18 protein-coding genes and 3 pseudogenes are annotated in these 22,733 nt (G+C 70.2%); 11 read left to right on the top strand and 10 right to left on the bottom strand.

Annotated elements, in window-relative coordinates:
• Positions 1-121: 121 nt before the first annotated feature.
• From ACFVUT_RS07870 to ACFVUT_RS07860, 3 genes and pseudogenes are all read right to left on the bottom strand, one after another.
• Positions 122-1,378, bottom strand: a complete 1,257-nt coding sequence (locus tag ACFVUT_RS07870) for a helix-turn-helix domain-containing protein (protein WP_389643698.1) — start codon at positions 1,376-1,378, stop codon at positions 122-124.
• A gap of 194 nt (positions 1,379-1,572) precedes the next feature.
• Positions 1,573-1,947: a hypothetical protein gene (locus tag ACFVUT_RS07865; RefSeq protein WP_389644861.1), complete on the bottom strand. Its 375-nt coding sequence runs from the start codon at positions 1,945-1,947 to the stop codon at positions 1,573-1,575.
• A 25-nt stretch (positions 1,948-1,972) separates the two neighbouring features.
• A pseudogene (locus ACFVUT_RS07860) lies at positions 1,973-2,116 on the bottom strand (CPCC family cysteine-rich protein); the annotation flags it as partial.
• Between the two features lie 76 nt (positions 2,117-2,192).
• Here ACFVUT_RS07860 and ACFVUT_RS07855 point away from each other — a divergent pair.
• Entirely contained in the window at positions 2,193-3,632 is a 1,440-nt protein-coding gene (locus tag ACFVUT_RS07855; protein WP_389643701.1) for an ATP-binding protein, read from the top strand.
• A gap of 9 nt (positions 3,633-3,641) precedes the next feature.
• Positions 3,642-3,863 (top strand): annotated as a pseudogene (locus ACFVUT_RS07850) (Txe/YoeB family addiction module toxin); the annotation flags it as partial.
• 133 nt (positions 3,864-3,996) lie between these two features.
• Here the strand turns inward: ACFVUT_RS07850 and ACFVUT_RS07845 are convergent.
• From ACFVUT_RS07845 to ACFVUT_RS07825, 5 genes and pseudogenes are all read right to left on the bottom strand, one after another.
• Positions 3,997-5,256, bottom strand: coding sequence for a prealbumin-like fold domain-containing protein (locus ACFVUT_RS07845; RefSeq protein WP_389643704.1), 1,260 nt, complete (start codon positions 5,254-5,256; stop codon positions 3,997-3,999).
• A gap of 199 nt (positions 5,257-5,455) precedes the next feature.
• Positions 5,456-6,187 (bottom strand): L,D-transpeptidase family protein, encoded by a 732-nt coding sequence (locus ACFVUT_RS07840; protein ID WP_389643707.1) that lies wholly within the window; start codon positions 6,185-6,187, stop codon positions 5,456-5,458.
• A 287-nt stretch (positions 6,188-6,474) separates the two neighbouring features.
• The gene (locus tag ACFVUT_RS07835) at positions 6,475-7,656 is read right to left on the bottom strand and encodes a hypothetical protein (protein ID WP_389643710.1); all 1,182 of its coding nucleotides are present in this window, start codon (positions 7,654-7,656) and stop codon (positions 6,475-6,477) included.
• 76 nt (positions 7,657-7,732) lie between these two features.
• Positions 7,733-7,926: pseudogene (locus ACFVUT_RS07830) on the bottom strand (type II toxin-antitoxin system RelE/ParE family toxin); the annotation flags it as partial.
• A 24-nt stretch (positions 7,927-7,950) separates the two neighbouring features.
• Positions 7,951-8,628 (bottom strand): GAP family protein, encoded by a 678-nt coding sequence (locus ACFVUT_RS07825; RefSeq protein WP_389643713.1) that lies wholly within the window; start codon positions 8,626-8,628, stop codon positions 7,951-7,953.
• A 508-nt stretch (positions 8,629-9,136) separates the two neighbouring features.
• Between ACFVUT_RS07825 and ACFVUT_RS07820 the strand changes: the two genes are divergently transcribed.
• The 7 genes from ACFVUT_RS07820 (at position 9,137) to ACFVUT_RS07790 (ending at position 16,395) form a co-directional block, all read left to right on the top strand.
• Positions 9,137-9,727 (top strand): hypothetical protein, encoded by a 591-nt coding sequence (locus ACFVUT_RS07820; RefSeq protein ID WP_389643716.1) that lies wholly within the window; start codon positions 9,137-9,139, stop codon positions 9,725-9,727.
• A 152-nt stretch (positions 9,728-9,879) separates the two neighbouring features.
• Complete coding sequence (locus ACFVUT_RS07815) at positions 9,880-11,229, top strand: Dyp-type peroxidase (RefSeq protein ID WP_389643719.1); 1,350 nt, start codon at positions 9,880-9,882, stop codon at positions 11,227-11,229.
• A gap of 55 nt (positions 11,230-11,284) precedes the next feature.
• The gene (locus tag ACFVUT_RS07810) at positions 11,285-12,409 is read left to right on the top strand and encodes a catalase family protein (RefSeq protein WP_389643722.1); all 1,125 of its coding nucleotides are present in this window, start codon (positions 11,285-11,287) and stop codon (positions 12,407-12,409) included.
• A gap of 268 nt (positions 12,410-12,677) precedes the next feature.
• A complete protein-coding gene (locus ACFVUT_RS07805; protein ID WP_389643724.1) occupies positions 12,678-13,604 on the top strand; it encodes an ABC transporter ATP-binding protein in 927 nt (308 codons plus the stop codon).
• Positions 13,601-14,410 (top strand): ABC transporter permease, encoded by an 810-nt coding sequence (locus tag ACFVUT_RS07800; RefSeq protein WP_389643726.1) that lies wholly within the window; start codon positions 13,601-13,603, stop codon positions 14,408-14,410. Before ACFVUT_RS07805 ends, ACFVUT_RS07800 begins: the two co-directional genes overlap by 4 nt.
• Positions 14,411-14,428: 18 nt before the next feature.
• Positions 14,429-15,742, top strand: coding sequence for a sensor histidine kinase (locus ACFVUT_RS07795; RefSeq protein WP_389643727.1), 1,314 nt, complete (start codon positions 14,429-14,431; stop codon positions 15,740-15,742).
• On the top strand, positions 15,739-16,395 hold the full coding sequence (locus ACFVUT_RS07790; protein WP_389643729.1) for a response regulator: 657 nt from the start codon (positions 15,739-15,741) through the stop codon (positions 16,393-16,395). Before ACFVUT_RS07795 ends, ACFVUT_RS07790 begins: the two co-directional genes overlap by 4 nt.
• 217 nt (positions 16,396-16,612) lie before the next feature.
• Here the strand turns inward: ACFVUT_RS07790 and ACFVUT_RS07785 are convergent, their stop codons facing one another.
• Positions 16,613-18,850 carry an MMPL family transporter gene (locus ACFVUT_RS07785; protein ID WP_389643731.1) on the bottom strand — a complete coding sequence of 746 codons (2,238 nt, stop codon included), beginning with the start codon at positions 18,848-18,850 and terminating at the stop codon, positions 16,613-16,615.
• 203 nt (positions 18,851-19,053) lie between these two features.
• The gene (locus ACFVUT_RS07780; protein WP_389643734.1) at positions 19,054-19,665 is read right to left on the bottom strand and encodes a TetR/AcrR family transcriptional regulator; all 612 of its coding nucleotides are present in this window, start codon (positions 19,663-19,665) and stop codon (positions 19,054-19,056) included.
• Between the two features lie 722 nt (positions 19,666-20,387).
• On the opposite strand from ACFVUT_RS07780, the gene ACFVUT_RS07775 reads away from it, so the two are divergent.
• Positions 20,388-21,542, top strand: a complete 1,155-nt coding sequence (locus ACFVUT_RS07775) for a Gfo/Idh/MocA family protein (protein ID WP_389643737.1) — start codon at positions 20,388-20,390, stop codon at positions 21,540-21,542.
• On the top strand, positions 21,533-22,444 hold the full coding sequence (locus ACFVUT_RS07770) for a PmoA family protein (protein WP_389643740.1): 912 nt from the start codon (positions 21,533-21,535) through the stop codon (positions 22,442-22,444). The genes ACFVUT_RS07775 and ACFVUT_RS07770 overlap by 10 nt, the downstream gene beginning before the upstream one ends.
• Positions 22,445-22,733 lie beyond the last annotated feature (289 nt).

Genomic DNA, 22,733 nt, shown 5'->3' with positions numbered 1-22,733 from the left:
GTCGAGCGGTGGTCAGAGGATTCCGCCGGGGATCGTGGGATCCGGAGGGTCGGAGGGCCGGAGGGACCGGGTAGTCCGGCGAGCTGGGCGGCTCGAGTCTGTGCCGCTCGTGGAGGGGCTGTCAGTCGTGCGCGGGGGCGAGCACGCGTGCCAGCGCGGGCTGCAGATCACGTACGGCGCGGCTGCTCCGGAACCGGGAGAGTTCCCGTGCGAGACGCCGGACGTCGCTGTTCACCGTCGCCGAGGGCACGGCCGGCATCACTCCCAGAAGATCCCCGGCGATCGCGCACGCGTGCTCGACCTCCCCGGAGGCGGCATGGGCCAAGGACCGGCGGAAGCCGTACCGGGCGCGGGTACGCAGCGCGTGCGGCGGGAGGCGGCGGTACTCCCGGTCGAGTACCTCGGCGGCGGCCTTGGGGCGGCCGAGGTCGTGCAGGCACCAGCCGGTCGACATCGCCGCCGGATCGCTCACATGGGAGGTGCCGATCACGGGCTCAGCGCCATTGCGGGCGTCGTCGCTGGCGAGCAGTTCCCGCGCCCTGTCGAGGCTGCGGAGGCAGTCGACTTCGTTGCCGACGAGCGCGTGCCCCTGGGCCTCCCGCTGGGCCGCGAGTCCCCGGATGCGCGGCGGGAGTTCGCTGCTCTGGGCGCGGCGGGCCAGGGCGACGGTGCCAGCGGCGTCCCCTCCGTACATGGTGACCAGGGCGCGTCGCACCAGTGCGTAGGAACCGAGGTACGGGTCACCCCCGGCGCGCGCCAGTTCGGCGGCCTCGCCCGTCCAGCCGAGTGCCGCGTCGCTGTCCCCGGCTTCCTGGGCCATCCAGCCGGTGAACTCCGCGAACCGCGAGGCGAGCAGGAGCGCAGGGGCCCGGGACGCGGACCGGGCGTCGGTGGCCAGTCCGGCGATCATCCGGGTCTGCGTCTCCAGCAGGGGCAGCAGGACCTTGGGTGCGGTGGACTGACCGAGCTTCCGCAGCTGGTCGAACTGCATGCGGAAGGAGGGCAGGAGGGGGTCGTCGGCGGAGGACAGCGCCTGACTGCCGAGTTTCAGGCCGAGGTCGATCAGCGCTCCCGTACCCGCCGAGAGGACCGCCCGGCGCCCGACGAGCCAGCGGCTCGGACCGGCGGGGGATTCGGCGGTGCCCGAGTCCGAGTCCGTCTCGGGTCGGGTGACCAGGCGCTGCAGCTCGCCATCCGCGCCGAGGAAGGCGTCGCACCGCCGGGCTAGTTCGGAGGACGCGGAACGCTCCCCGCGCTCGACCTTGCTTATGTGCCCCTTGTCGTAGTTGAGCGCCACGGAGAACTCAGTCAGAGTCAGGCCCGCTTCTACTCGTAAACGGCGAAGTTCCGGGCCAAAACATAAAGTCGTGCTCATCATCAGCCTCCCCTTGAACAGTGACCGCGAGAGCCGTCCGCCCTCACGGGAGCCGTCATCCGACGATCACCGGTCGACACGAAACCCGACGGCGAACACCTGCTGTGACGGCGTCGTTTCGGTCCGCATCCGAAAGTGAGTCTGGCACGACGCGCGCCTGGAGAATCGGGGTTCGGCGGTGTTGCCCGTTGCCTCTTTCATTCTCCGTTGTTTCCCGGTCCGTTTCTTGGAGTGACCGGGGTCGACCGTGATCGGTACATAGCGATCGAGAATGACAGGATCACGGGCGGGGTCCAGTCGTTCACGAAGTCGCAGCGCTCGTCGATCCAGGTGGGGGCGACGAAGATGTTGTCGTCGGCGGGAGCTTCGGAGGCTTTCGGCAGGGGCCAGGTGCGGGACTCTTCGGCCAGGTGCTCCCAGGGCTCAGTCCAGTCGAGTTCCCAGTCCAGGCCGGTGCCGGAGACGCCGTATGTGCAGCTGGCGTCCACCTGCCAGAACTGGGAGTGGAGGATCACTTGGGCGTGGTCGGCCAGGTCGTTGATGGATGAGGGAGACCTTGTTCGCTCCGCCATCCATGGTGGGCCACCGAGACTGGATGGCGTTGTCCTCCCGGAAGCAGACAGGGCAGATGGCGTACGCGCCGGGCGTCTCGTCCAGGACGCGACGCCCGCAGCAGGGGTAGGGGTAGCGGTCGCTCACCTGCGCAGTCTCGTTGCCCCAGGGTTTTCCCGTTCGATCCATCCATCAGGTTGCGAGGTGAAGTAAGATTCAATCTACGTAAGAATCTATCTACGTTAATTGCCTTCAGGGGTGCGTCGTGGAGTTTCAAGGTCGGGCCGGAGATCTTGAGCTGCTGGCTGAGCAGTACCGGACAGTGGTAGAGGCGGTTGGGGCCACTCGGGGGCGGGCTGTGATCATGACGGGCCGGCGCCGCGTAGGGAAGTCGCGACTGGTCCAGGAGTTCTGCGACCGCTCGGGAGCGCCGTACGTGGTGTTTCAGGCCACCCGTGGGCGCAACCCTGTGACGGAGCGCGCCGACTTTGCCGCGACGCTCGCGCAGTCGCTACTGCCTGGGGCGGAGCTGGTCGCCGGCCTCCAGGCGCAGGACTGGAACCAGGCCCTGCGCTCTCTGGCGCTCGCGGTCCCCGATGACTCGCCCAGCATCGCGGTGATCGACGAGGTGCCCTGGCTGGTCGAGCAGGACCAGGAATTCGAGGGCGCACTCCAGACGGTCTGGGACCGTCACTTGTCCTCCAAGCCCGTGCTTCTGCTGCTGGTTGGCAGCGATACATCGGTGATGGAGGCACTGCAGTCGTACGGACGGCCGTTCTTCGGTCGGGCAGCGAAAATGACCGTCCACCCCTTGAACCTGGCCGACGTACAGGCCATGACCGAACTCGACGCCGCAGGGGCCGTCGACGCCCAGTTGATCACTGGCGGATTCCCCGAGATCGTGCAGTCGTGGCGGCCGGGAATGGGGCGTACGGCCTTCTTGCAGGCGTCGGTCGCCAATCCTCTCTCGCCCCTGCTGGTGGCCGGCGAACTGTCCCTGCTGGGCGAATTCCCCGAGGCTTCGCACTCACGGGCCGTGCTGGAAGCGGTGGGCAGCGGTGAGCGGACGTTCAGTGCAATCGCAGCCCAGGCCGGCGGCGCCGCCGCTCTGCCGTCCGGCACGCTCTCCCCGCTGCTGGCCATGCTGCAGGCCAAGCGAGTCCTGGCTGCTGATCTCCCCCTGTCGGTCAAGTCGGACAGCAAGAACAAGCGCTACCGGATCGCCGACCCGTATCTGCGGTTCTGGCTGGCGTTCCTGGCCCGCGCGATCCCACTCATCGAGCGAGGCCGCGGTGACTTGGCACTGGAACGCATCGAGCGGTCATGGACCAGTTGGCGCGGGCGAGCGGTCGAGCCACTGATCCGCGCGTCCTTGCTGCGTCTGATGCCCAATGACGAGTGGCCCGAGACCGAGGCCATCGGCGGTTGGTGGAACCGTCAGAACAACCCGGAGATCGACCTCATCGGTGCAGACCGCGAGCCGGTGGCCCGGCAGGTGTCCCTCGTCGGGTCGGTCAAGTGGCTGGAGACCCAGCCCTTCGGCCGTCATGAGTACGACGCCTTGGTGCGCGACATGCTGGCCGTCCCCGGTGCCTCTCCGGATACTCCACTGGTCGCGGTCTCCCGCTGTGGGGTGACCGATGATCTGCCGCTCACCGCGCACTGGGGACCGGAGGACCTCGTACGGGCGTGGCAGCCCCGATAACCGCGAAGTCAGGGCTGGGAGGACTACACGTCCTCGCTCAAGAACGACCGCAAGATGCTCGCTCGGATCAACAAGCTCGTCGAAGACGTCACACGCGACCCCTTCACTGGAATCGGCAAGCCCGAACCGCTGAAGTACCACGTGCCCGGGGCGTGGTCGCGGCGGATCGACGATGAGCACCGCCTCGTCCACGTGGTCACGGACAAGGAAATCGTCATTCTCGCGGCTCGTTGTCGCGGACGCGGCCGAGCTGATGGCCTGGGGGTGGGCGTCCGCCTTCGCGGTCTTCTGGTCCCATCAGCGCGTGGCTGGTGACCGGCGCGACACGTCGCCAGGCCCCGACGCGGCGCGGGTGGGCCCGGGGTCACTTGCAGTGCTTGCCCTTGCAGGGTTCGCCGCGGGTGTTGCTGATGGTGGTGGAGAGGGCGGGGTCCTGTTCGGTCAGCTCGAAGGGACCAGCGATGGGGTTCTCGGGCAGTTGGTAGCCCTCGGGGACGCCGGTTTCCTCCAGGTAGTACAGGCCCGGCTCCAGGGTGTCGAAGGTGCACAGGCCCTGCTCGTCGGTGGCGCAGGCGCTGCCGATCTTGGTGTCGGGGTCGCTGCCGCCGGTCTGGAGGCCGTCGGTGTCGTTGGTCTCCCGCCACAGCTGGAAGACCGCGCCCGGCAGCAGCGCCCCGTTCGTCCGGTCGGACTTCGTGACGGTCAGTTCGCCGGTGGCGGTGGCGCAGGGCTCCCATTGGACGGTGGCTTCGCCGTTGCCTTGGCGGGCGCCGGTGACGAAGGTGGCGCCTTCGGGGCCCGTACTGGAGCCTCCGCCGCCGCCGGCCCCGCTGTTGTGGGCGGTCGGAGATGCGGCGCCTCCACCGCCTCCGGTCGCGCCGCCGCCTCCTCCGCCGCCTGCGCCGCCGTGCGGGTCGCCGAGGTTGTCGCCGCCGCGCCCACCGACCGGTCCGTCGGCCGCGGAACCGTTCTCACCGTTCGGTTCCGCGGTCGGGACGTTGATGCCGCCCTGGCCGCCTTCCCCACCAGGGCGTCCCGGCTTGCCCTCGTCGTCCCCGGACAGCCCGGTGCCCGGCTCGCCGGCTTCTCCGCCGTCCCCACCGCCGATGTCCGAGGAGAAGTGGGACGCGCCCCCGCCACCTCCTCCGCCCGCCACGATCAGCGGAGTCGACCCGGCGCTGACGACCGTCCGCCCGCCGCCGCCTCCTGCGGCGATCCCCCTGATCTGGCCGTCCACTCGGTAGGCGCCGCCCATTCCTCCGCCGCCGTAGCCGCCTTGGACGGGCGCGTCGGGATCGTCTCCGGCACGGCCCGCACCGCCGACATCGACGGTGAGGACCTGGCCCGCCGTCACGTCCAGCGACGCGGACACCTGCGCCCCTTGCCCGCCCGGCACCCCGTACTGACCGATGCCTCCGGCGGCCCCGTACGCCGTGACGGACAGCGAGCAGACGTCCTCGGGGACGGTGAACTGCTGGGGAGCGCCCGTGAAAACGAACGTCTGTGAACCCGGCTGCTGCGCCGCCGGCAAGCCGGCGGCGGACGCCTGGGCTGCGGGAGAGAAGAACACTGCTGCGGAAGCTGTGAGCGCCAGGCTCACGAGGCGTGTCTGTGCAAGTCTCATGCGCGCACCATAGGCAAATGTTCTATATGTTCATGTGAGGCGGGGGGAGGGGGCGGTGTCGCCACCTGAATGGTGGTACCGCGTCATCAAGTGCCTGCCGGAAGGCTGGGCCCGTCATGCGGGGCCCACGCGATGAGCTACGGGGCCGATCGCTGCCTCCGGCGCACGAGGTCGCGCCCGGCACGTGCTCTCGGCCTATTCAGGTGCCGGGTTTCCGGCCCCAGACGAAGACCGGGGCGCCGATGCCGAGCCGGTCCCACAGCACCTTGGCGTCCTTGAGTGACAGATTGACGCAGCCGGCCGAACCGCTGCCGTCGAACAAGTCGTCGTACCGGCCATGGATCGCCTGGCCGCCGTCGAAGTACTGCGCGTACGGCATGGGCGCGTTGTCGAACAATTGCGAGTAGTCATCGCGGACGCGCCGGAAGATCTTGTGCATGCCCGGGCGGGTCTCCTCGCCCCAGCGGCCGGTACGTGTGGCCACCGGGCCGTACTCCAGCTTCTTGCCGTTCTGCAGCCACAGGAACTGGCGTGTCATGTCGACACACACGACCCTGCCGACATCCACCGGGCAGGATCCGTCAGCGTTCGGATGCGTGCCCGCCCGCACGATCTGCGTCTGACGGTACGTCTCCAGGCCCGCGTAGCCGTCCTGGCGGCCCAGTTGGTGCGTGCGCTGGAAGTCACGGATGGCCGCGCAGTCCTGCGGTGACTGGCGCCCGTCCGCCGGCCGCTTCAGGAACTCCTCCAACTGTCGCTGATACGGTCCGGTACTCGCCGAGCACGCCTCGCTCCCGGAGGGCGTGGCACCTGCGGGCTGCTGGGCCGCGGCCTGCGGCACCAGGAGCGACAGCGCACCCGTACACAGCAGCCCGACCAGCCCCCCTGCACGACTGCGGTGGAACCTTCGACGATCATGTCTCGCACGCATGGTCCCAGCCTCGACCCGGCATACCTGGCATCGCTACCGCACACGGCCATCCGGGGCTGCCCGCAGGATGACCGCGGAGCGACGGATCCCCCGGTCGACTCGCCCTTGACCTGGAGTGCGCAGGCCGGGCCACGGCCCTCCAGGGCGTGGCGGAAGTCAGCGTTCGCGCCGTAACCGGTGTCCGCGGCATCGGTCTCCTGCGGGTCGAAGCCGTCACCCGGTTCTACAGTCACCCGGTTCTGGTCACCCGGTTCTACAGTCACCCGGTTCTGGTCACCGGGTTCTGGTCACCGGGTTCTGGTCGCCGGGTTCTGGGCCAGCATCGACTGGAAGGAGGAGCCCTCCTCATCGGGCCGGTGCGGGAGGAAGCCGTCGGGAACGGTGCGGGCGGCGGTGGTGAGGAGGCGGTCCAGAACTTCCCGTTCAGTGGCCGGGGGGAGCCGCAGGGCGGCGAGGAGACGATCACGGACCGCGGGGTGGTCCGGGTGGTCGTCGAGGTAGTCGGAGCTGAGGGCCGGGGGTCGGAAGCCGGCCAGGGCGTCGTGCCAGGACGGGAGGACGACGACGAGGGTCAGGGCCTCGGCGAGGGACTCGGCGATCAGAGAGGCCTGGCCCTCGGAGTCTGTGTAGAGGACGGGGCGGGGGCCGCCGAGGTCGGCCGGGCCACAGAGGTAGTGGGTGCCGCCCGCGTTGCAGCCGGCGATGGGCTCCACCGGGAGGCCGTTGGGCAGGGTGATCGGCTCGATCGGGTCGGTGCGGGCCACGTCGAACTCGCCGTCGCAGGCCAGGTGGGAAGCGGCCTCGGTATGCGCGGCGATCCTGCGGAGGAGGGCGTTGTCCGAGAGCGCGTCCGGGTTGAGGGCTGCGGCGATCGCGGGAGTGAGGGGACGCCCGGCGAGGACATGGCGGACGGCGTCGAGGGGGACGGGGCGCTCGTAGTAGTCCTCGAAGTGGGCCCGGACCGCCTCGGGGGAGCGGTCGGTGAGCAGGTGGAAGAGGAAACCGGAGCCGTCGGGGTCCTCACTGCCGGGCGGGAAGGCGATGGCGGAGCCGGCGTGCCAGGCCGTGTCTCCGGTCTCCCGCCACAGACAGGCGGTGACCCGAGGGGCGTCGATGCCCTCGTCATGGAAGGCGGGTTCGTCCAGGAGCGGGCGCAGTGAGGCGGGGACTTCGTCGATGACGCCGGGCCAGACCCGCTCGTCGTCCGTCGCGTACGGGCTCATCTCCGACTCGTGGTCGAAGCCGCGTATGAGCACCCCGGCCGGGGTGAAGAGGACGGAGAACTCGTCCCCCGAGCCGTTCTCCATCAGGGCTGCCTCTTCGCCGGGGCCCCAAGCCGTGTCGAAGGTGTAGCGGCGGAACTGCGGATCGTCGCCGATCGTGGCGTCCAGGACGGCCAACGCGCTCAGGTGGGCGCGGAGTTCGGCGGGGGCGGGGAGGAGGGCGGCGGTCTCGTGCACAGTGCTCATGGCGCCATGAAAGCAGCCCTTACCGACAGCCCGGCGTGGCCGGTGCGGACAGCGGCACCGCTCCTTCTGACGGAGATCAGGTGTCGTCAACGGTGGAGCGATGTCCGACGTGTGCGACCCACACCACCGGCCCTCCGTTGCCGATCGTGCAGAGGATGCGATCGTCGCCGACCGGCGGTCGACGCCGCTCCGGCTGCGATACGAGTGCGGTGGTGTTGACCCGAGCGGATCGCTTTCCGGTTCGGTCGGCCTGGCCAGGATTCGGACCACGCCGGCACGCGTGAGACCCGCCTGTCAGGAGGTGAGGACGGAGAGGCCGTCTCCGAGCAGTTTCAGCCCGAGGACGAAGAACAGGACCGCCATCACGGCGACGTTGTGCTGGGCTGCCCAGTCTTTCCAGTTGCCGAGCGTGGTCTTGGCCCGCTCGCCCCCGAGCAGGAAAACTCCCAGGGGGGCCAGCAGGCCGAGGGTGGCGATCAGGACGAAGATCGCCAGCGATGCGATCTGCTGTCCGGCCGGCAGTCCGGCTGAGCCGATCGCGGCACCAGCGGCGATGGTCAGCGGGGCGTTCTTGGCGTTGAGCGCGGCCAGGGCCAGTCCGAGTGCGAAGACCTTGACCGGCGCGAGGCGGTCGATCGCGCCCATCCACTTCGGCAGCTGGGCCTGCGACGGATCCCTTGGGCGCCGGTGCCATTGCCGGGCGCCGAAGAGGAGGAGGAACAGGCCCAGGGCGAGCTTGAGGGCTCCCACCCAGGTGGCTGGGTGACTGTGGCCAGAGGCACCTGCGGGGGAAGCGATCGCCAGCATCACCGCGCCCAGCGCCGAGAGCCCCAGGATCCAGCCGACGGTGAAGAGGACTCCGTTGAGGCGTCCCCGGGGCGTGGCGAGTACGAGGATGACGGCGATGATCGGGAGCGGGCTGATCGCGACGCCGGCTGCAAGACCCAGTACGTCACCGAGAACCTTGCCCATGATTGCCTCCAGACAGAAGTCGAGGCGGCTGTCGAGTCGGGCGACCTTTCACGGAAGTGGGTGACCCGACCGCCTGAACGCGGAGCCGTGGGACTGTGGCGGGCGCGTCCGGGACGTGTGGGAAAGGGGTCCGGAACCGGGGCCGCAGCCTGTCCGGAAGCGGTCCATCCGGACGGCGGTCCTCGGCGGTCTGCACCGTCGCGCAGCTCGGACGGATGTTCCGGACCGCTGAGCGTCTCGACGCCCCTCCGGCTCACGGGGCGCACCTCGCCAGCCAGCGGGTGCGGACCGTAGCCGTGCGATGTCGGGGAACAGCGAACCGATCAGGCTGGATCTCGTGGTGCCGGACCCTCTCGATACTCCGCCACTCCGCCCCCGTAACCGCATTATCCCGGACCGGGGATGCGAGGCGACTTGTATGTGGTCAGGATGAAGAGGTGAGGACCATGGCGCCTCGTGTTCGAGCGCTTGGTGACCCTCGCACCGACCGCAGCAGGAGGACGTCACGATGACTGCGACGACAGGCGCAACCCCATCGGCTCACCCCGAGCGCCCGGGCAGGTCGGATGGGGTCTGCAGCGAGTTCACCGTCTTTACCGAGATCAAGCCGGGCCACGCGGATGCGCTGCGTAGGGATCTCGCCACGCTCGCCGACACGGCGGATGACGAGAAGGTCCATGCGGCGGTGCGCCAGATCGGCACCCTGCATGACGCACGGCACGTGATCTTCGACAACGACACCCGGTTCATGTTCGCCAGCGTCTTCGACGGCTCCTGGGACACCTACATCGACGACTTCGCCCAGACGGTGGTCGGATCCCGCTTCGACAAGGTCTTCTCGCACAGCGAAGGGTTCCCCGGCATCACCGATCCAGGGGTGAAGGACTGGTTCGTCGCCCACCAGGAGCCCGCGGGGGTCTTCGTCAGCGCCTATCCGGACCTGACCGTTCAGCAGATCTACAAGGACCACCGCGTGGACGACGCGTTCCAGGAGGTGCTGGACACCGCCCAGTTCCGGGCGGCGCTGGACAACCCGGCCAACGCGGAGTTGGTGGCCACGCCGGCCTTCCGGAAGCTGCTGGAGGAGGCCTCGGCCTGAGACCTGTCCCCGTAATCCGTGGCGGGCGCGAACCCGGACACAGCCAACCCGCGGAGCCCAGCCACCGTCGGTGGACCGAGTCGGCCGGTGCGCGTGCGAGTCGGCCCTTGCAAGGCTGTCCGGGAGAGACCGATGCGGAGGCACGAGCGACCATGAACACAGCGGACGGCAGCAGCGCGGCCGTGCGGGTCGAGATCGACGACGTCCAGAGCGGGGCACTGCGTCCGAGGCCCGTGCCGTACGAGGGGAGGTTCATCTTTCTGCGCGTGGATGACCGCCATGCCGGACGGGCCCTGCTGCGGCGGCTGCTTCCGGTGACCTCGGGTGGTCTGCCCGGCGTGGACCCCCACCGGGACGCCTGGGTGGCTGTGGCGTTCACCTACCAGGGGCTGAGGGCCCTGGGGGTTCCTCAGGAATCGCTGGACAGCTTTCCGCAGGCGTTTCGTGAGGGCATGGCCGCGCGCGCCGAGCTGATCGGTGACACGGGCGAGAGTGCGCCGGCCCACTGGGAGGCACCGTTCGGTACCGGTGATGTCCACATCGCGTTGAGCGCACTCTCCTCCGATACGGCACAGCTGGACAAGGAGCTTGAGCGGGCTCGCATCGCCTACGAGGACACACCCGGTGTCCAGGTGATCTGGCAGCAGGACGTCCACCAGCTCCCCACCGGGCGCACCACCTTCGGCTTCCGCGACGGCATCAGCCATCCGAACATCGAGGGCGTCGGACTGCCCGGCTCCAACCCGCGGGAAGCCCCCGTCAAGGCCGGTGAGTTCATCCTCGGCTACCTCGACGAAACCGGCAGCCTGCCGCCCATGCCCAGCCCCGATGTGCTGGGGCGCAACGGGACCTACGTAGCCGTTCGCAAGATCCACACCAACGTGGCGGCCTGGCGCCGGTACCTGCGCGCGCACACGTCCAGTGCCGAGGAGGAGGCACTCCTGGCGGCCAAAATGGTCGGGCGCTGGCCGAGTGGCGCGCCGCTGACGCTGGCGCCGGAGCACGACGATCCGGAGCTGGCGGCCGATCCGCACCGCGTCAACAACTTCCTGTACCGGGAGAACGACGACCGAGGGTTCCGGTGCCCCGCCGGTGCGCACATCCGGCGTACCAACCCCCGCGATGCCACCATCATCGGCGACGCACGGATGCACCGCCTCATCCGCCGCGGCACCACCTACGGCCCACCGCTGCCCGAGGGCGTGCTGGAGGACGACGGCGCCGACCGCGGCCTGGTCGGCGTATTCATCGGGGCCCACCTGGAACGGCAGTTTGAGTTCATCAAGGCCGAATGGGTCAACGACGGCAACTTCATCGGCCACCCCGGCGAGAAGGATCCGGTGGCCGGACATCACGGCGGAACCGGCAGCGTCACCATCCCGGAGAGGCCGGTCCGGCGTCGCCTGCAGAACCTGCCCAGCTTCGTGGTCACCCGCGGCGGCGAGTACTGCTTCCTGCCGGGTCTGCGTGCCCTGCGATGGCTCACCGAGCTGGAGGACTGACGACGACTCCCACCCCCTGAGGTCCGATCACGCTCTCCGAGAAGAGGTCGAAGTCATGGCAGCACAGTTCGTCCGCTACACGCCTGACGTCGAGGACGACGACCCGAACTTCGACCGCGACGTGCAGAGAGTGATCGAAAGGACCGAGAGCTACATCGCCGAGTCGGTCAAGGCCGGTGGTACCGGACGGGCCCTTCGCGACGCCCATGCCAAGGGCTACGGGCTGGTCCGAGGGGAAGTGGAGATCCTGGACGGGCTGTCCCCCGAGTACGCCCAGGGCATCTACGCGACTCCGGGAACCCACGATGCGCTCATCCGCTTCTCCAACGGCTCGCCTCACGCCGGAGCCGACGCGCGACTCGGCGCCGCCACCGGACTGGCGCTGAAGATGTTCGACCTCCCCGGCCCGACCCTGCTGGAAGACGAACCGGACACCGGCACATTCGACTACGCCAACATCAACGGACCGATCTTCTTCTGCAATACGGTCGAGCACTACCTGTTCATCCAGGAATTGTTCCTGAACGCGCCGGCCTACTTCTCGCAGGGCCGACCCGGTGCGCGTCGTTTCTTCACCGAGTTCGTGACCGGGAAGGGAACGCTGGACCAGGACAACTGGGCGTGGGACGAGTTCCTGGCCTTCCTGCGCCTGTCCAGGATCCCTCCGGCGAACCTGCTGCTGTCGAGCTACTGGACGATGGGCGCGGTCCGGCACGGGGACTACATCGCAAAGGTGCGTATCACCCCCGACCCGTCCTCCGCTGCCGCGGTGGTCCGGCGCGCCATCGACCCGGCCTCGGCAGCGGAGGTCTTCCGACCGGCGCTGCAGGCCGAGTTGCAGGAGCGGCCCTACGCCTTCGACATCCAGGTCCAGCTCTGCACCGACCTGGAGCGCATGCCGGTGGAGGACACCACCGTGGAGTGGCCCGAGCAGCTCATGCCGTCCGTCACCGTGGCGAAGCTGCGGCTGCCCCGGCAGGACATCTCCGGCCCGGAGAATCTGGAGAAGATGGACACGCTGTCCTTCACGCCCTGGCGGGTCACCGCCGAGCACGCGCCCCTGGGCAACATCATGCGGGCCCGCAAGGAGGTCTACCGACGATCCTCCCTCGCGCGCCACAAGCTCAACCAGCAGCCGCGCGCAGAGCCGCGAAGCGCCGACGAGGTGCTCGGCGCTTGACCCGGCCCACCCCCGCGACGGCGCGTCGACCAAGGCGGTCGGCCCTCGTGGGAGCCGATCCCGGCCTGCTGCTGCTCGTGGACCCCAGGGAGCTGCCCGCCGCCCTGGCCGACGACTCGGCCGACGCCTCACGTCCCGCACGGCCCCCCACTGGTACTTCCGTACCGGTGCGCCCCCGGAGACGGAACCTGCGACCCATCCTCCGCGGCCGGGACCGTACGTAGCGTGAAAGCGCCCAGGTCACCAGCAACAACGAGAGTCCGAGGTCATGATCGAGGCGCAGCAGCTCACCAAACGCTACGGGGACAAGACGGTCGTGGACCGTCTGAGTTTCTCCCTCAAGCCGGGGACCGTCACCGGATTCCTCGGCCCCAACGGCGCCGGCAAGTCCACCACGATGCGCATGATCGTGGGGCTGGACACGCCGACCTCGGGATCGGTGACGGTCAACGGAAAGAGGTACGCGCGGCTTCCCGCGCCGTTGCACGAGATCGGTGCCCTCATCGATGCCAAGGCGCTGCACCCGGGGCGTACGGCCCGCGGTCACCTGCGGATCCTCGCGGCCACGCACGGCATCTCCGGGAAGCGGGTGGACGAGGTGCTGCACCTCGTCGGTCTTGAGGGCGTCGCGGACAAGCGGGCGGGGAAGTTCTCGCTGGGGATGGGGCAGCGGCTCGGTATCGCGGCCGCGCTGCTCGGAAACCCGGCGGTGGTGATGCTCGACGAGCCGGTCAACGGCCTCGACCCCGAAGGGGTGCTGTGGGTGCGGCACCTCCTGCAGCGTCTCGCCCGCGAAGGGCGTACCGTCCTGGTCTCCTCCCACCTCATGAGCGAGATGGCCCTGACCGCCGAGCGGCTGGTCGTGATCGGCCGGGGGCGGCTGCTCGCCGACAGCAGCATGGATGAGTTCGTGCGCAGCGCGGGTGGCAAGGGAGTCACGGTCGTCACGGACGACGCCGACCGGCTGTGCGGCCTGCTGGACTTCCCCGGGGTGTCCGTGACCGCCGGTCCCGACGCGGGCCGGCTGCTCGTCGAAGGGCTCGGCTCCCGGGACATCGGGCGTGTCGCGGCAGCCCACGACATCGCGCTGGTGGAACTCACGCCTCGCGGAAGCTCCCTCGAAGAAGCGTTCATGGAGCTGACCCGCGACAGCGCCGAATACGTCACCGCCGACATGGAAGAGGTCACGCTGTGAGCGCCGTCACCGCCGCGAGGGCCTCCTCGCCCCGTGCGAAGGTCTCGTTCGCCCGGGTCCTGCACTCCGAGTGGATCAAGCTCTGGAGTGTGCGCTCCACCGGGTTCACGATGGGTCTGGCCGCGATCCTGATGGCGGCCATCGGAACCGTCGCCTGCTTCGTCTTCGACCCGGCGGGGAAGACGCCCGCCGAGGCGGGCACGGACGGAGTCTCACTGGCCACGAACGGAGCCATGCTCGCCCAGCTGTGCTTCGGTGTGCTCGGCGTCATCTTCAGTGCCGGCGAGTACGGCAACGGGATGATCCGGTCGACCATGTCGGCGGTGCCCCGCCGCATCCCCGTCCTGTGGGCGAAGGCCCTCGTGTTCGCCGTCGCGTCGCTCCTCGTCGCGGGCGTCACCGCCATGGTGACGTTCCTCCTGGGCGCCGCCGCCCTGGACGGGACCGCGTTCGGCCTGTCGCTGTCCGACGACGGTGTCCTGCGCGCACTGGCCGGAACGATGGCGTATCTCGCCCTCGTGGGCGTGATCGGAGTGGCGCTCGGCTTCCTGCTGCGGTCCGTGGCGGGCGGCGTCGCGGTGATCGCGGGCGTGGTGTTCGTGATCGACAGCCTCACCTTCATCCTCCCCGCGAGCATTGCCGACGCCGTGATCCCCTACCTGCCCGGCCACGCGGGACGGGCGATGATGGCCCTGCACGGTGACGGCGACCTGCTGAGTCCCGGTGCCGGAGCGGCGGTGCTCACCGCGTGGGCGGTCGTCGCACTGGCCGCGGGGGCCGTACGCCTCACCCGCAGCGACGTGTGACCCGAACGAGAGAGACCGATGAAGAGCGGACGCCCCCAGACCCGCCCGGACCGGCCCGCCGACGCCTGGCGCGGACCCGGTGGGCGCTCCGCCCTCCCGGGTGTCCTGCGCGCCGGTGCCGCCCGGGTCCGTGCGTTCGACAAACGTGCGCCGGCCGTGTGGGACCTGGTGATCGTGGCCGCGTTCTTCCTCATCGGTCTGCCCGACGCCCTGGCCGCCGGCCCCTTCCAGCCGCAGTTCCTGCACATCAATCCCGGTGAGCAGTCCGAGGCCACGGTCCTGGCGGCGCAGCTCCCCCTCATCGTCCCGCTGTGGTGGAGGCGACGCGCTCCCCTCGTCGTCACGGCCGTGATCGTCGCGGTCTCGTTCGGCCAGTGGATGCAGGGAGTGTGGCTCAGCGGCGGCATCGCCCTCGTGCCGGCGCTGTTCAACGTCGGCCTGCACGCACGTCCCCGCCACAGCCTGTGGGCCTGGGCCGCCACGACAGGCGCGCTGGCGGCTTCGGCCTTCCGCTTCGACACGAGAGCCGGCGGCATCGCCGCGCTCGTCGGGATCACCAGCGCGGCTGTCCTGGCCGGCCTTGCGCTACGGGGCAGCCTGATGCACATCACGGCCCTCGAAGCCAGGGCCGAGCACCTCGAAGAGGAGCGGCGCCGAAGCGCCGAGCAAGCCGTCGCCGCGGAACGTGCGCGCATGGCCAGAGAACTGCACGACATCGTCGGACACAACCTGGCGGTCATCGTCAGCCTCGCCGACGGCTCGGCCCATCTCGCCGGATCCCAGCCCGCCGCGACCGCGCGGGCCTCGCGGATGATCGCCGACAGCAGCCGCCAGGCGCTCACCGAACTGCGCCGCCTCGTCGGCGTGATGCGCGGACCGGACGACGAAAGCCCGGACCTGGCTCCCCAGTCCGGTCTCCGGGACCTGCCCGCCCTCGCGGACCGGGTGCGTGCGACAGGCAGCCCCGTGCACCTCGACCTGCCCGACGACACGGACACGATCACCCCCGGACTCCAGCTCGCCGCCTACCGCATCGTTCAGGAAGCCGTGACCAACGCACTCAAACACGGAGCACCCGGCGCCCCCCTCACCATCGGGATCCGACGGGACGCCGACCGTGTCGACATCACCGTCACCGACACCGGAACCCGCCGCGCCGACGTCCCGGCCTCCACGCCCGGCGGGGGCCACGGGCTGATCGGCATGAAGGAGCGGGTCGCCCTCTTCGACGGCCACATCGCCGCCGGCCCCGACCCCCGAGGAGGGTGGACCCTGCGCGCCACCCTCCACGACTCACCCCCGACGCCCGCCGACGAGAGCGAGCCCTCGTGACCACGGTCCTGATCGTCGACGACCAGCCGCTCCAGCGCATGGGCTACACCATGCTCCTGACCGATCGCCCCGACGTCACCGTCGTCGGCGAAGCCGAGAGCGGCCTCCAGGCCGTCCGGATGACCGCCGACCTCCGGCCCGACGTGGTCCTGATGGACGTACGCATGCCGGGCCTCGACGGCATCGAGGCCACCCACCGCATCGTGGCCTCGGGCGCACGCAGCCGCGTCATCGTGCTGACCACCTTCGACCTCGACGAATACGCCTACGAGGCGCTGCGCGCCGGTGCCAGCGGCTTCCTCCTCAAGGACGCGCGCCCCGAGGAGCTCCTCGCCGCCATCCACTCCGTAGCCGTCGGCGACGCCGTCATCTCCCCCCGGATGACGCGCCGCCTCCTCACCACCCACCTCCTGCAGAAGCCCGCCGCGGCCCGTGCCCCGCGGCCGATGCCGTACGAACTCAGCGCCCGCGACGTCTTCGTCGCGATCGCGCACGGCATGTCCAACAGCGAGATCGCACAGCACCTCCACCTGACGGAATCGACCGTGAAGAAGCACGTCAGCAACCTCTTGGCCAAGATCGGCGCCCGAGACCGCGTCCAGGCCGTCATCGCCGCGTACGACTTCGGGCTCGTCACCCCACGCACCCCGTGAAGGGACCGCCCACAAGCGGTCTGCACCGCCTTCGCGCCCCCTGACGGTTGCCCCCGCCGAGCGGGATGCCGGCTCCGCCCGTGCGCGTGGGCGTCACGGACGGGTGTGGAGTGTGGGGCCGCCCGCGAGGAGTGCCCGGTGGTGCGCCGGCGTCCTTCGGGCACGTGCCGGGCCCGCGGCGCCGAGGCGGCCGCGGGCCTGTGGGGAGGGTCAGCTGTCAGCGGCTGCTGTCCGGGGAGCCGGCGAAGCTGGGTTCGCGGTCCGCGGGAGCGGCGGGGGCGTGCCGGGCGAGCTTTTCGCCTTCGATGTCGACGTTGGGCAGGACGCGGTCGATCCAGGCGGGCAGGGACCAGGCGCGCTTGCCGAGGAGCGCGAGGGCCGCCGGCACGATCGTCATGCGGACGACGAACGCGTCGAAGGCGACAGCGACCGCCAGGCCGAAGCCCAGCGCCTTGATCATGGCGTCGTGGGAGCCGACGAAGCCGGCGAACACGCTGATCATGATGAGGGCCGCTGCGGTGACGACGGTGGCGCTGTGCTTGAAGCCCGTCTCGACCGCGGTGCGGGCGTCGGCGCCGTGGACGTACGCCTCTCGCACGCGGGTCACCAGGAACACCTGGTAGTCCATGGCCAGGCCGAAGACGATGCCGACCATGAGGACGGGCATCAGGCTCATGATGGGGCCGGTCTGTTCCAGGCCGATGAGGTCCTTCAGCCAGCCCCATTGGAAGACCGCGACGAGGGCGCCCAGGGAGGCCAGCACGGAGAGCAGGAACCCGAGGGCGGCCTTGACGGGGACCAGGATGGAACGGAAGACCAGGATCAGCACGAGGACGGCCAGGCCGACGACGAGGGCCAGGTAGGGCACGATGGCCGCGCTGAACTTGTCGGAGATGTCGATGTTGAGGGCCGTGGTGCCGGTCACCAGGGAGCGGGCACCGGTGTCCGACCGGAGGTCACCGGCCAGGACGCGGATGTCGGCGACGAGTTTCTTGGTGGCGTCGCTGCCCGGTGCGCTCTTCGGGATGACCGTGATGATCGCGGTGTCGCCGCTCTGGTTGAAGACGGCCGGGGTCACGGCGGCCACGTCCGGCAGGCCGGCGAGGGACGTGCCCATGCCTTCGGCGCCGCTGCGGGCGACGGCCGGGTCCTGGTCGTCGACGGTCACGGTGAGCGGACCGTTGAAGCCGGGCCCGAAGGACTGCGACAGCATGTCGTATGCCTTGCGCTGGGTGGACGAGGCGGCCTTGGAGCCGTCATCCGGCAGCCCGAGTTCAAGCTTCGTGGCGGGCAGGGCGATCACGCCGAGGGCTATCACGGCCAGGAGCAGCATCCTGGCCGGCCTGCGCAGGATGGAGGAGATCCAGCGCTGCCCCAGTCCCGGCTTGCCCGGCTTGGCGCCTTCGGTGGCGGTGGCTGGGGCGGCGGCGGTCTTCTTGCGTGCCGGGCGCCGGACGCGCTCTCCGGCGAAGCCCAGGAGCGCGGGGACCAGGGTGGTGGCGACGAGGACGGCAATGACGACGGCGCCGGCGGCGGCGAGGCCCATCGCGGTCAGGATGGGCAGGTTCACCACGGCCAGGCCCGCGAGGGCGATGACGACGGTCAGTCCCGCGAAGACGACGGCGGATCCCGCGGTGCCGTTGGCGCGAGCGGTGGCCTCACGGGCGTCGTAGCCGTCCGCGCGTTCGGAGCGGTAGCGGGAGACGATGAAGAGGGCGTAGTCGATTCCGACCGCGATACCCAGCATCGTGGCGAGAGCCGAGGCGTTGCTGTTGAGGTCGAGCGGACCGCTGAGCGCGGTGATGGCGGCGATGCTCACGCCCACTCCGACGAGTGCGGTGAGCAGGGGCAGCCCGGCGGCGGTGAGGGAGCCGAACGTGATGAGGAGGATGACGGCTGCCAGGGCGAAACCGATGGCCTCAGCCGTGTGGCTCTCCTCGGGGGCGGCCAGCGCGTTGCCGGAGGCTTCCACCGTCAGCCCCTGGGCACGGCCCGATTCCAGGGCCTTGTCCAGGCTCTCGTGGTCGCCGTCGGTCAGGTCGGCTTCCTTGGCGGTGTAGGTGACCTGGGCGTAGGCGGTGGTGCCGTCCGCGCTGAGTGCCTTGGAGGCGAACGGGTCGCTGATCTGCCCGATGCGGGCGGAGGAGTCCTTGATGTCGGCCAGGGTCGCTTCGAGGGCGGCCTTGTTCTCCGGGCTGCTGATCTTTTCGCCGTCGGGTGCGCGCAGCACGACGCGGGCGGTGGCTCCGTCGGCGTTGGCGGCCGGGAACTTGTCCCCCAGGAGGTCGAAGGCCCGCTGGGCCTCTGTGCCGGGCAGGGAGATGCTCGAACTGGCGGGGCCCGCGCTGTTGGCGGCGCCGACGCCCAGTGCGCCCAGGACGAGTGCCCAGAGGAGGACGACCAGCCGGCGCCGCTTGAACGCGGCCCCGCCGATCTTGTGCAGGAAGGTAGCCATGAGGGAGATGCTCCGGATCGATGGTGTGTATCGATGGTGTTTTTGGACGTGCGGTGCCCTGAGCCCGGCGGCGACGTGGGCGCGGGGCCCTGGGAGGGCATGCGGAAGTGGACGAGCGGCGCTCAGCCGTTGTCAGGGTGTGGGTGGTCGCCGGCAGGGCCAGGGGTGGCGCGGCCGGGGCGGCAGTCGGGGCTGGAGTCGGGTCAGACGGTGGCGGGCTGCGTGGTGAGGGCCGGGAGGAGAACCAAGTCGACGACGGATTCCATCAGTTCCTGGGTTGCCGGTGTTCCGTGGAGGATGATCTGCGCGAGCCACGGGCCCAGCAGGATCTGGTCCGCCAGACCGATGACCGGGTGCCCGGCCTCGATTTCCCCCCTGGCCACCGCGCGGTCCAACAGTTGAGCAAGGTCGTGCAGGATCGGATGGATCAGGATCTCGCGGACGATCTCCATGAGGCTCTCGTCCTGGACGATGGCGGGCGGTACCGACGTGAAGGTGTCCTTGACCTGGTCATCGGTCACCAGGTACCGCGCCACCTCCGTCAAGTCACCGCGCAGACTGCCGGTGTCGATCTGCGACAGGTCGTTCCCGGCCTCGCTGCTGAGGGCCTTCCACGCCGAGATCACCAGCCGCGGCTTGCTCTCCCACTGCCGGTAGAGCGTCGCCGTGCTGCACTTGGCCCGCTGCGCGACCGCGGCCATGGTCACCTGCTCGTAACCGACCTCACCGACCAGCTCGGCCGTCACGCGCAGCAGCTCGCGCTCCCGCTCCGCGGTGAGTTTGCGGCGGCGCGTCGCCGCCGGTGCCTCGGCCATGACTGCTCCTGATCCGTCCGTAGCTGACAAGAGAACTCTAGCCACCCGGCGAATCGAAAATCAAGTTTTCGAAACTGCGATTTTCGATTGTCTTCCGGCGCCGGTGGCGTCAGTCACGGGTGTCGGCTCCGAGCCCGGGGTCCGCGTGGTCTGCCACGCCCCCGGGGCGGGAAACCGGTTCCCGTCGTGGCCGTTCTGGTGGAGTACGTAGCCGTCGGCGCGGTCCCACAGGATGGTGAGGCGGCCGCGCGGCGTCAGCGTTCTCGCGGAGGAGGCGGCATGGTCCACGACTGGCCCAGGATCGCCCGCCGCGCGGGCGACCACGACTGGGCACGCGACATCATCCTGCCCGGACCGGGAGAGCGCGAACAGCTGGAACAGATCTTCCGCCACGTACACGCGCGACTGTCCGTCCTGCCAGCAGCACGGCGTGAACGCGGGTCAGGGCAGGGGGCAGCCGCAGTGCCTCGACGAGGCAATCCGGGCCGTGACCCTGCTACGACTGAGAGCCGTACGGGGGAGGGGCTCGGGCGCCGCGAGCCGCGTCCTTAGCCTTGGCCCCGCATGCCGTTCACTCCACGCGCAGCGGGCAGCCACCGCCCGGGCGCCTCTCATCAGGCCGGTCCTCCGCAGCGGAGAACAGGCCCCACTCAAGGAGTCGCATCCATGGAAACCCCACGCTGTCGAGCAAGCGCTTTCACCATCCGGGAAAGGTGCCCCCGGTGACCCCGGGTGCGGCGCCGGACCCGGCGCCCGGCGAGGTCCCGCTGCGTGCCGCCGTCGTCGGCACCGGAGCCATCGCGCGGGGTGCGCATCTGCCCGCCCTGCGCGCTCTCGGCCCCGGCGTGGAAGTGGTGGCGGCGGTCGACGTGTCGGCCGACTCCGTGCGCGAGTTCTGCGAACGGGGCGGCATCCCCCACGCCTACACGTCCCTCGACGAGCTACTGGCCGAGCAGCACCCCGACTTCGTGGTGATCTGCACGCCGCCCGCCGCGCACCGGGAGCAGACGGCGGCGGCGCTGGGCGCGGGCAGCTGGGTGCTGTGCGAGAAACCGCCCTGCCCTTCGCTCGCCGACTTCGACGCGATGACGGCCGGGGAACGGGACGGCGGCCCGTACGCCGCGATCGTGTTCCAGCACCGCTTCGGCTCCGGCTCCGCCCACGTCCGCCGTCTGCTGGCGAGCGGGGCGCTGGGCAGGCCCTTGGTCGCCCACTGCCAGACCACATGGTTCCGTGACGAGCAGTACTACGCGGTTCCGTGGCGAGGGCGCTGGCGGACGGAGGGCGGCGGGCCCACCATGGGGCACGGCATCCACCAGATGGATCACTTCCTCGACCTGCTCGGGCCGTGGTCCGAGACCACGGCCATGGCGGCCCGACTGGTGCACGACGTGGAGACCGAGGACGTGTCCACCGCTCTGGTCAGGTTCGACAACGGCGCTCTGGGCACGATCGTCAACAGTGTCCTCAGCCCCGACGAGGTCAGCCGCATCCGGATCGACTGCGAGCGAGCCACGATCGAGGTCACGCACCTGTACGGCCACTCCAACGCAGACTGGCGGATCACACCCGCGCCGGGAGTGCCGGCCGAAGAGGCCGCCGCCTGGCGCGACTTCGGCGCCGACATCCCCAGTTCCCACCTGGAACAGCTCCGGTCCTTCACCGCGGACGTACGGGCACGGCGCCGTCCCCGCTCCAGCGGACAGGACGGCCGGGCCACGCTCGAACTCGTCACGGCGATCTACAAGGCGGCCTTCCTCGGCGCCACCGTCCGCGCGGGTGAGATCCGGCCCGGCGACCCCTTCTACACGGCACTGCACGGAGACGCGGCCGGCTGGGCGCCGCGCGGCACGACGGGAGACACCGCATGCGGCTGACCCACGTACACGGCGAACGCATCGACCTCGAACACCGCGACGTGCGCCTGTTGTCCTACGTCTACGCCCCCGAGGACGCCTACGAGGCCCCCAAGCCGTATCTGCATCCGCTGACCACCCTGTCCGGTGGAGAGGTCACCGGATACCGGCCCTGGGACCACCGCTGGCACAAGGGCCTCCAGCTCACCGCCTCCCACCTGTCCGGCCAGAACCTGTGGGGCGGCCACAGTTACGTCCACGGCGAGGGCTACGTCGTCAGACCCGACCTCGTCGGCTCCATGACCCACGAGGGCTTCGACGAGGTCTCGGCGAACGACGACAGCGCGGTGATCGCCGAGCGGCTCGTGTGGCGCGAGCACGACGGCGGGGCGTGGGCCGACGAGGAGCGCCGTATCGAGATCTCGCTCCCCGACGAGGGCGGTTCCGCGTGGCACCTGACCTTCGCGACGCGCATCACCAACCGGCGAGGTCAGGAGCTGCGGTTCGGCAGCCCCACGACCGCCGGCCGTGAGGCGGCCGGGTACACCGGTCTGTTCTGGCGCGGGCCGCGAGCCTTCAGGGACGGGGTGGTCCTCACCGCTGACGGGGAGGGGGCGCAGGCCATGGGGACGCAGTCGCCGTGGCTCGCCTACTCGGGCGAGTTCGACGACCGGGACGGCCACGCCACGCTCGTCTTCGCCCACGCTCCGGAGAACGACCACCTCGGTGAGGGGGGAGCACACCCGGCCCACTGGTTCGTCCGCAACGACCCGATCCCCGCGGTCGCGCCGTCCTGGGCCTTCCACGACGAGCTCGTCCTCGCCCCCGGGGCCACGCTCGCCCGGCGCTACCGGATCGTGGTGGCCGACGGACGCTGGTCCCGCGAGGACGTCGTCTCGCACCTCCGGGCTCACCCGTGGTGACCCCCGCCGCCACGTCCTGAGGGAATCGCTCGGAAGAGCGCGCGGCCGGCCCGGGCGGCTTGATCGTTCCGTCCGCGGCCGTGCCGGCTTCGTACCGGACCGCGAACTGGGGGCGCGCGGTGGTGCGGACGGCGCATTCAGCTGCCCCGACGTACCGATTGACCGCCCCCTGTACCCTCGTCCATTCAGGTGGTCAGCCGTCAGAGGCGCTTGTGTCGTATTCCCTCTGTGTGGGTCACTTGGGTGACCGAACCGGTGGGCCGCCCATCCCTCTCCGGGGGAGCGCGGC

It is taken from the genome of Streptomyces sp. NPDC058051, assembly GCF_042885475.1.
Taxonomy (GTDB): domain Bacteria; phylum Actinomycetota; class Actinomycetes; order Streptomycetales; family Streptomycetaceae; genus Streptomyces.
This window is presented reverse-complemented; position numbering and strand designations above follow the sequence as displayed.

Bases quoted from the DNA above. Each gene is read 5' to 3' on its own strand.
- ACFVUT_RS07825 (WP_389643713.1), bottom strand. From the start codon at position 8,628: ATGGGCAAGGTTCTCGGTGACGTACTGGGTCTTGCAGCCGGCGTCGCG.
- ACFVUT_RS07810 (WP_389643722.1), top strand. From the start codon at position 11,285: ATGGCAGCACAGTTCGTCCGCTACACGCCTGACGTCGAGGACGACGAC.
- ACFVUT_RS07840 (WP_389643707.1), bottom strand. From the start codon at position 6,187: ATGCGTGCGAGACATGATCGTCGAAGGTTCCACCGCAGTCGTGCAGGG.
- ACFVUT_RS07805 (WP_389643724.1), top strand. From the start codon at position 12,678: ATGATCGAGGCGCAGCAGCTCACCAAACGCTACGGGGACAAGACGGTC.
- ACFVUT_RS07870 (WP_389643698.1), bottom strand. From the start codon at position 1,378: ATGATGAGCACGACTTTATGTTTTGGCCCGGAACTTCGCCGTTTACGA.
- ACFVUT_RS07785 (WP_389643731.1), bottom strand. From the start codon at position 18,850: ATGGCTACCTTCCTGCACAAGATCGGCGGGGCCGCGTTCAAGCGGCGC.
- ACFVUT_RS07795 (WP_389643727.1), top strand. From the start codon at position 14,429: ATGAAGAGCGGACGCCCCCAGACCCGCCCGGACCGGCCCGCCGACGCC.
- ACFVUT_RS07820 (WP_389643716.1), top strand. From the start codon at position 9,137: ATGACTGCGACGACAGGCGCAACCCCATCGGCTCACCCCGAGCGCCCG.
- ACFVUT_RS07815 (WP_389643719.1), top strand. From the start codon at position 9,880: ATGAACACAGCGGACGGCAGCAGCGCGGCCGTGCGGGTCGAGATCGAC.
- ACFVUT_RS07845 (WP_389643704.1), bottom strand. From the start codon at position 5,256: ATGAGACTTGCACAGACACGCCTCGTGAGCCTGGCGCTCACAGCTTCC.
- ACFVUT_RS07865 (WP_389644861.1), bottom strand. From the start codon at position 1,947: ATGGCGGAGCGAACAAGGTCTCCCTCATCCATCAACGACCTGGCCGAC.
- ACFVUT_RS07780 (WP_389643734.1), bottom strand. From the start codon at position 19,665: ATGGCCGAGGCACCGGCGGCGACGCGCCGCCGCAAACTCACCGCGGAG.
- ACFVUT_RS07770 (WP_389643740.1), top strand. From the start codon at position 21,533: ATGCGGCTGACCCACGTACACGGCGAACGCATCGACCTCGAACACCGC.
- ACFVUT_RS07835 (WP_389643710.1), bottom strand. From the start codon at position 7,656: ATGAGCACTGTGCACGAGACCGCCGCCCTCCTCCCCGCCCCCGCCGAA.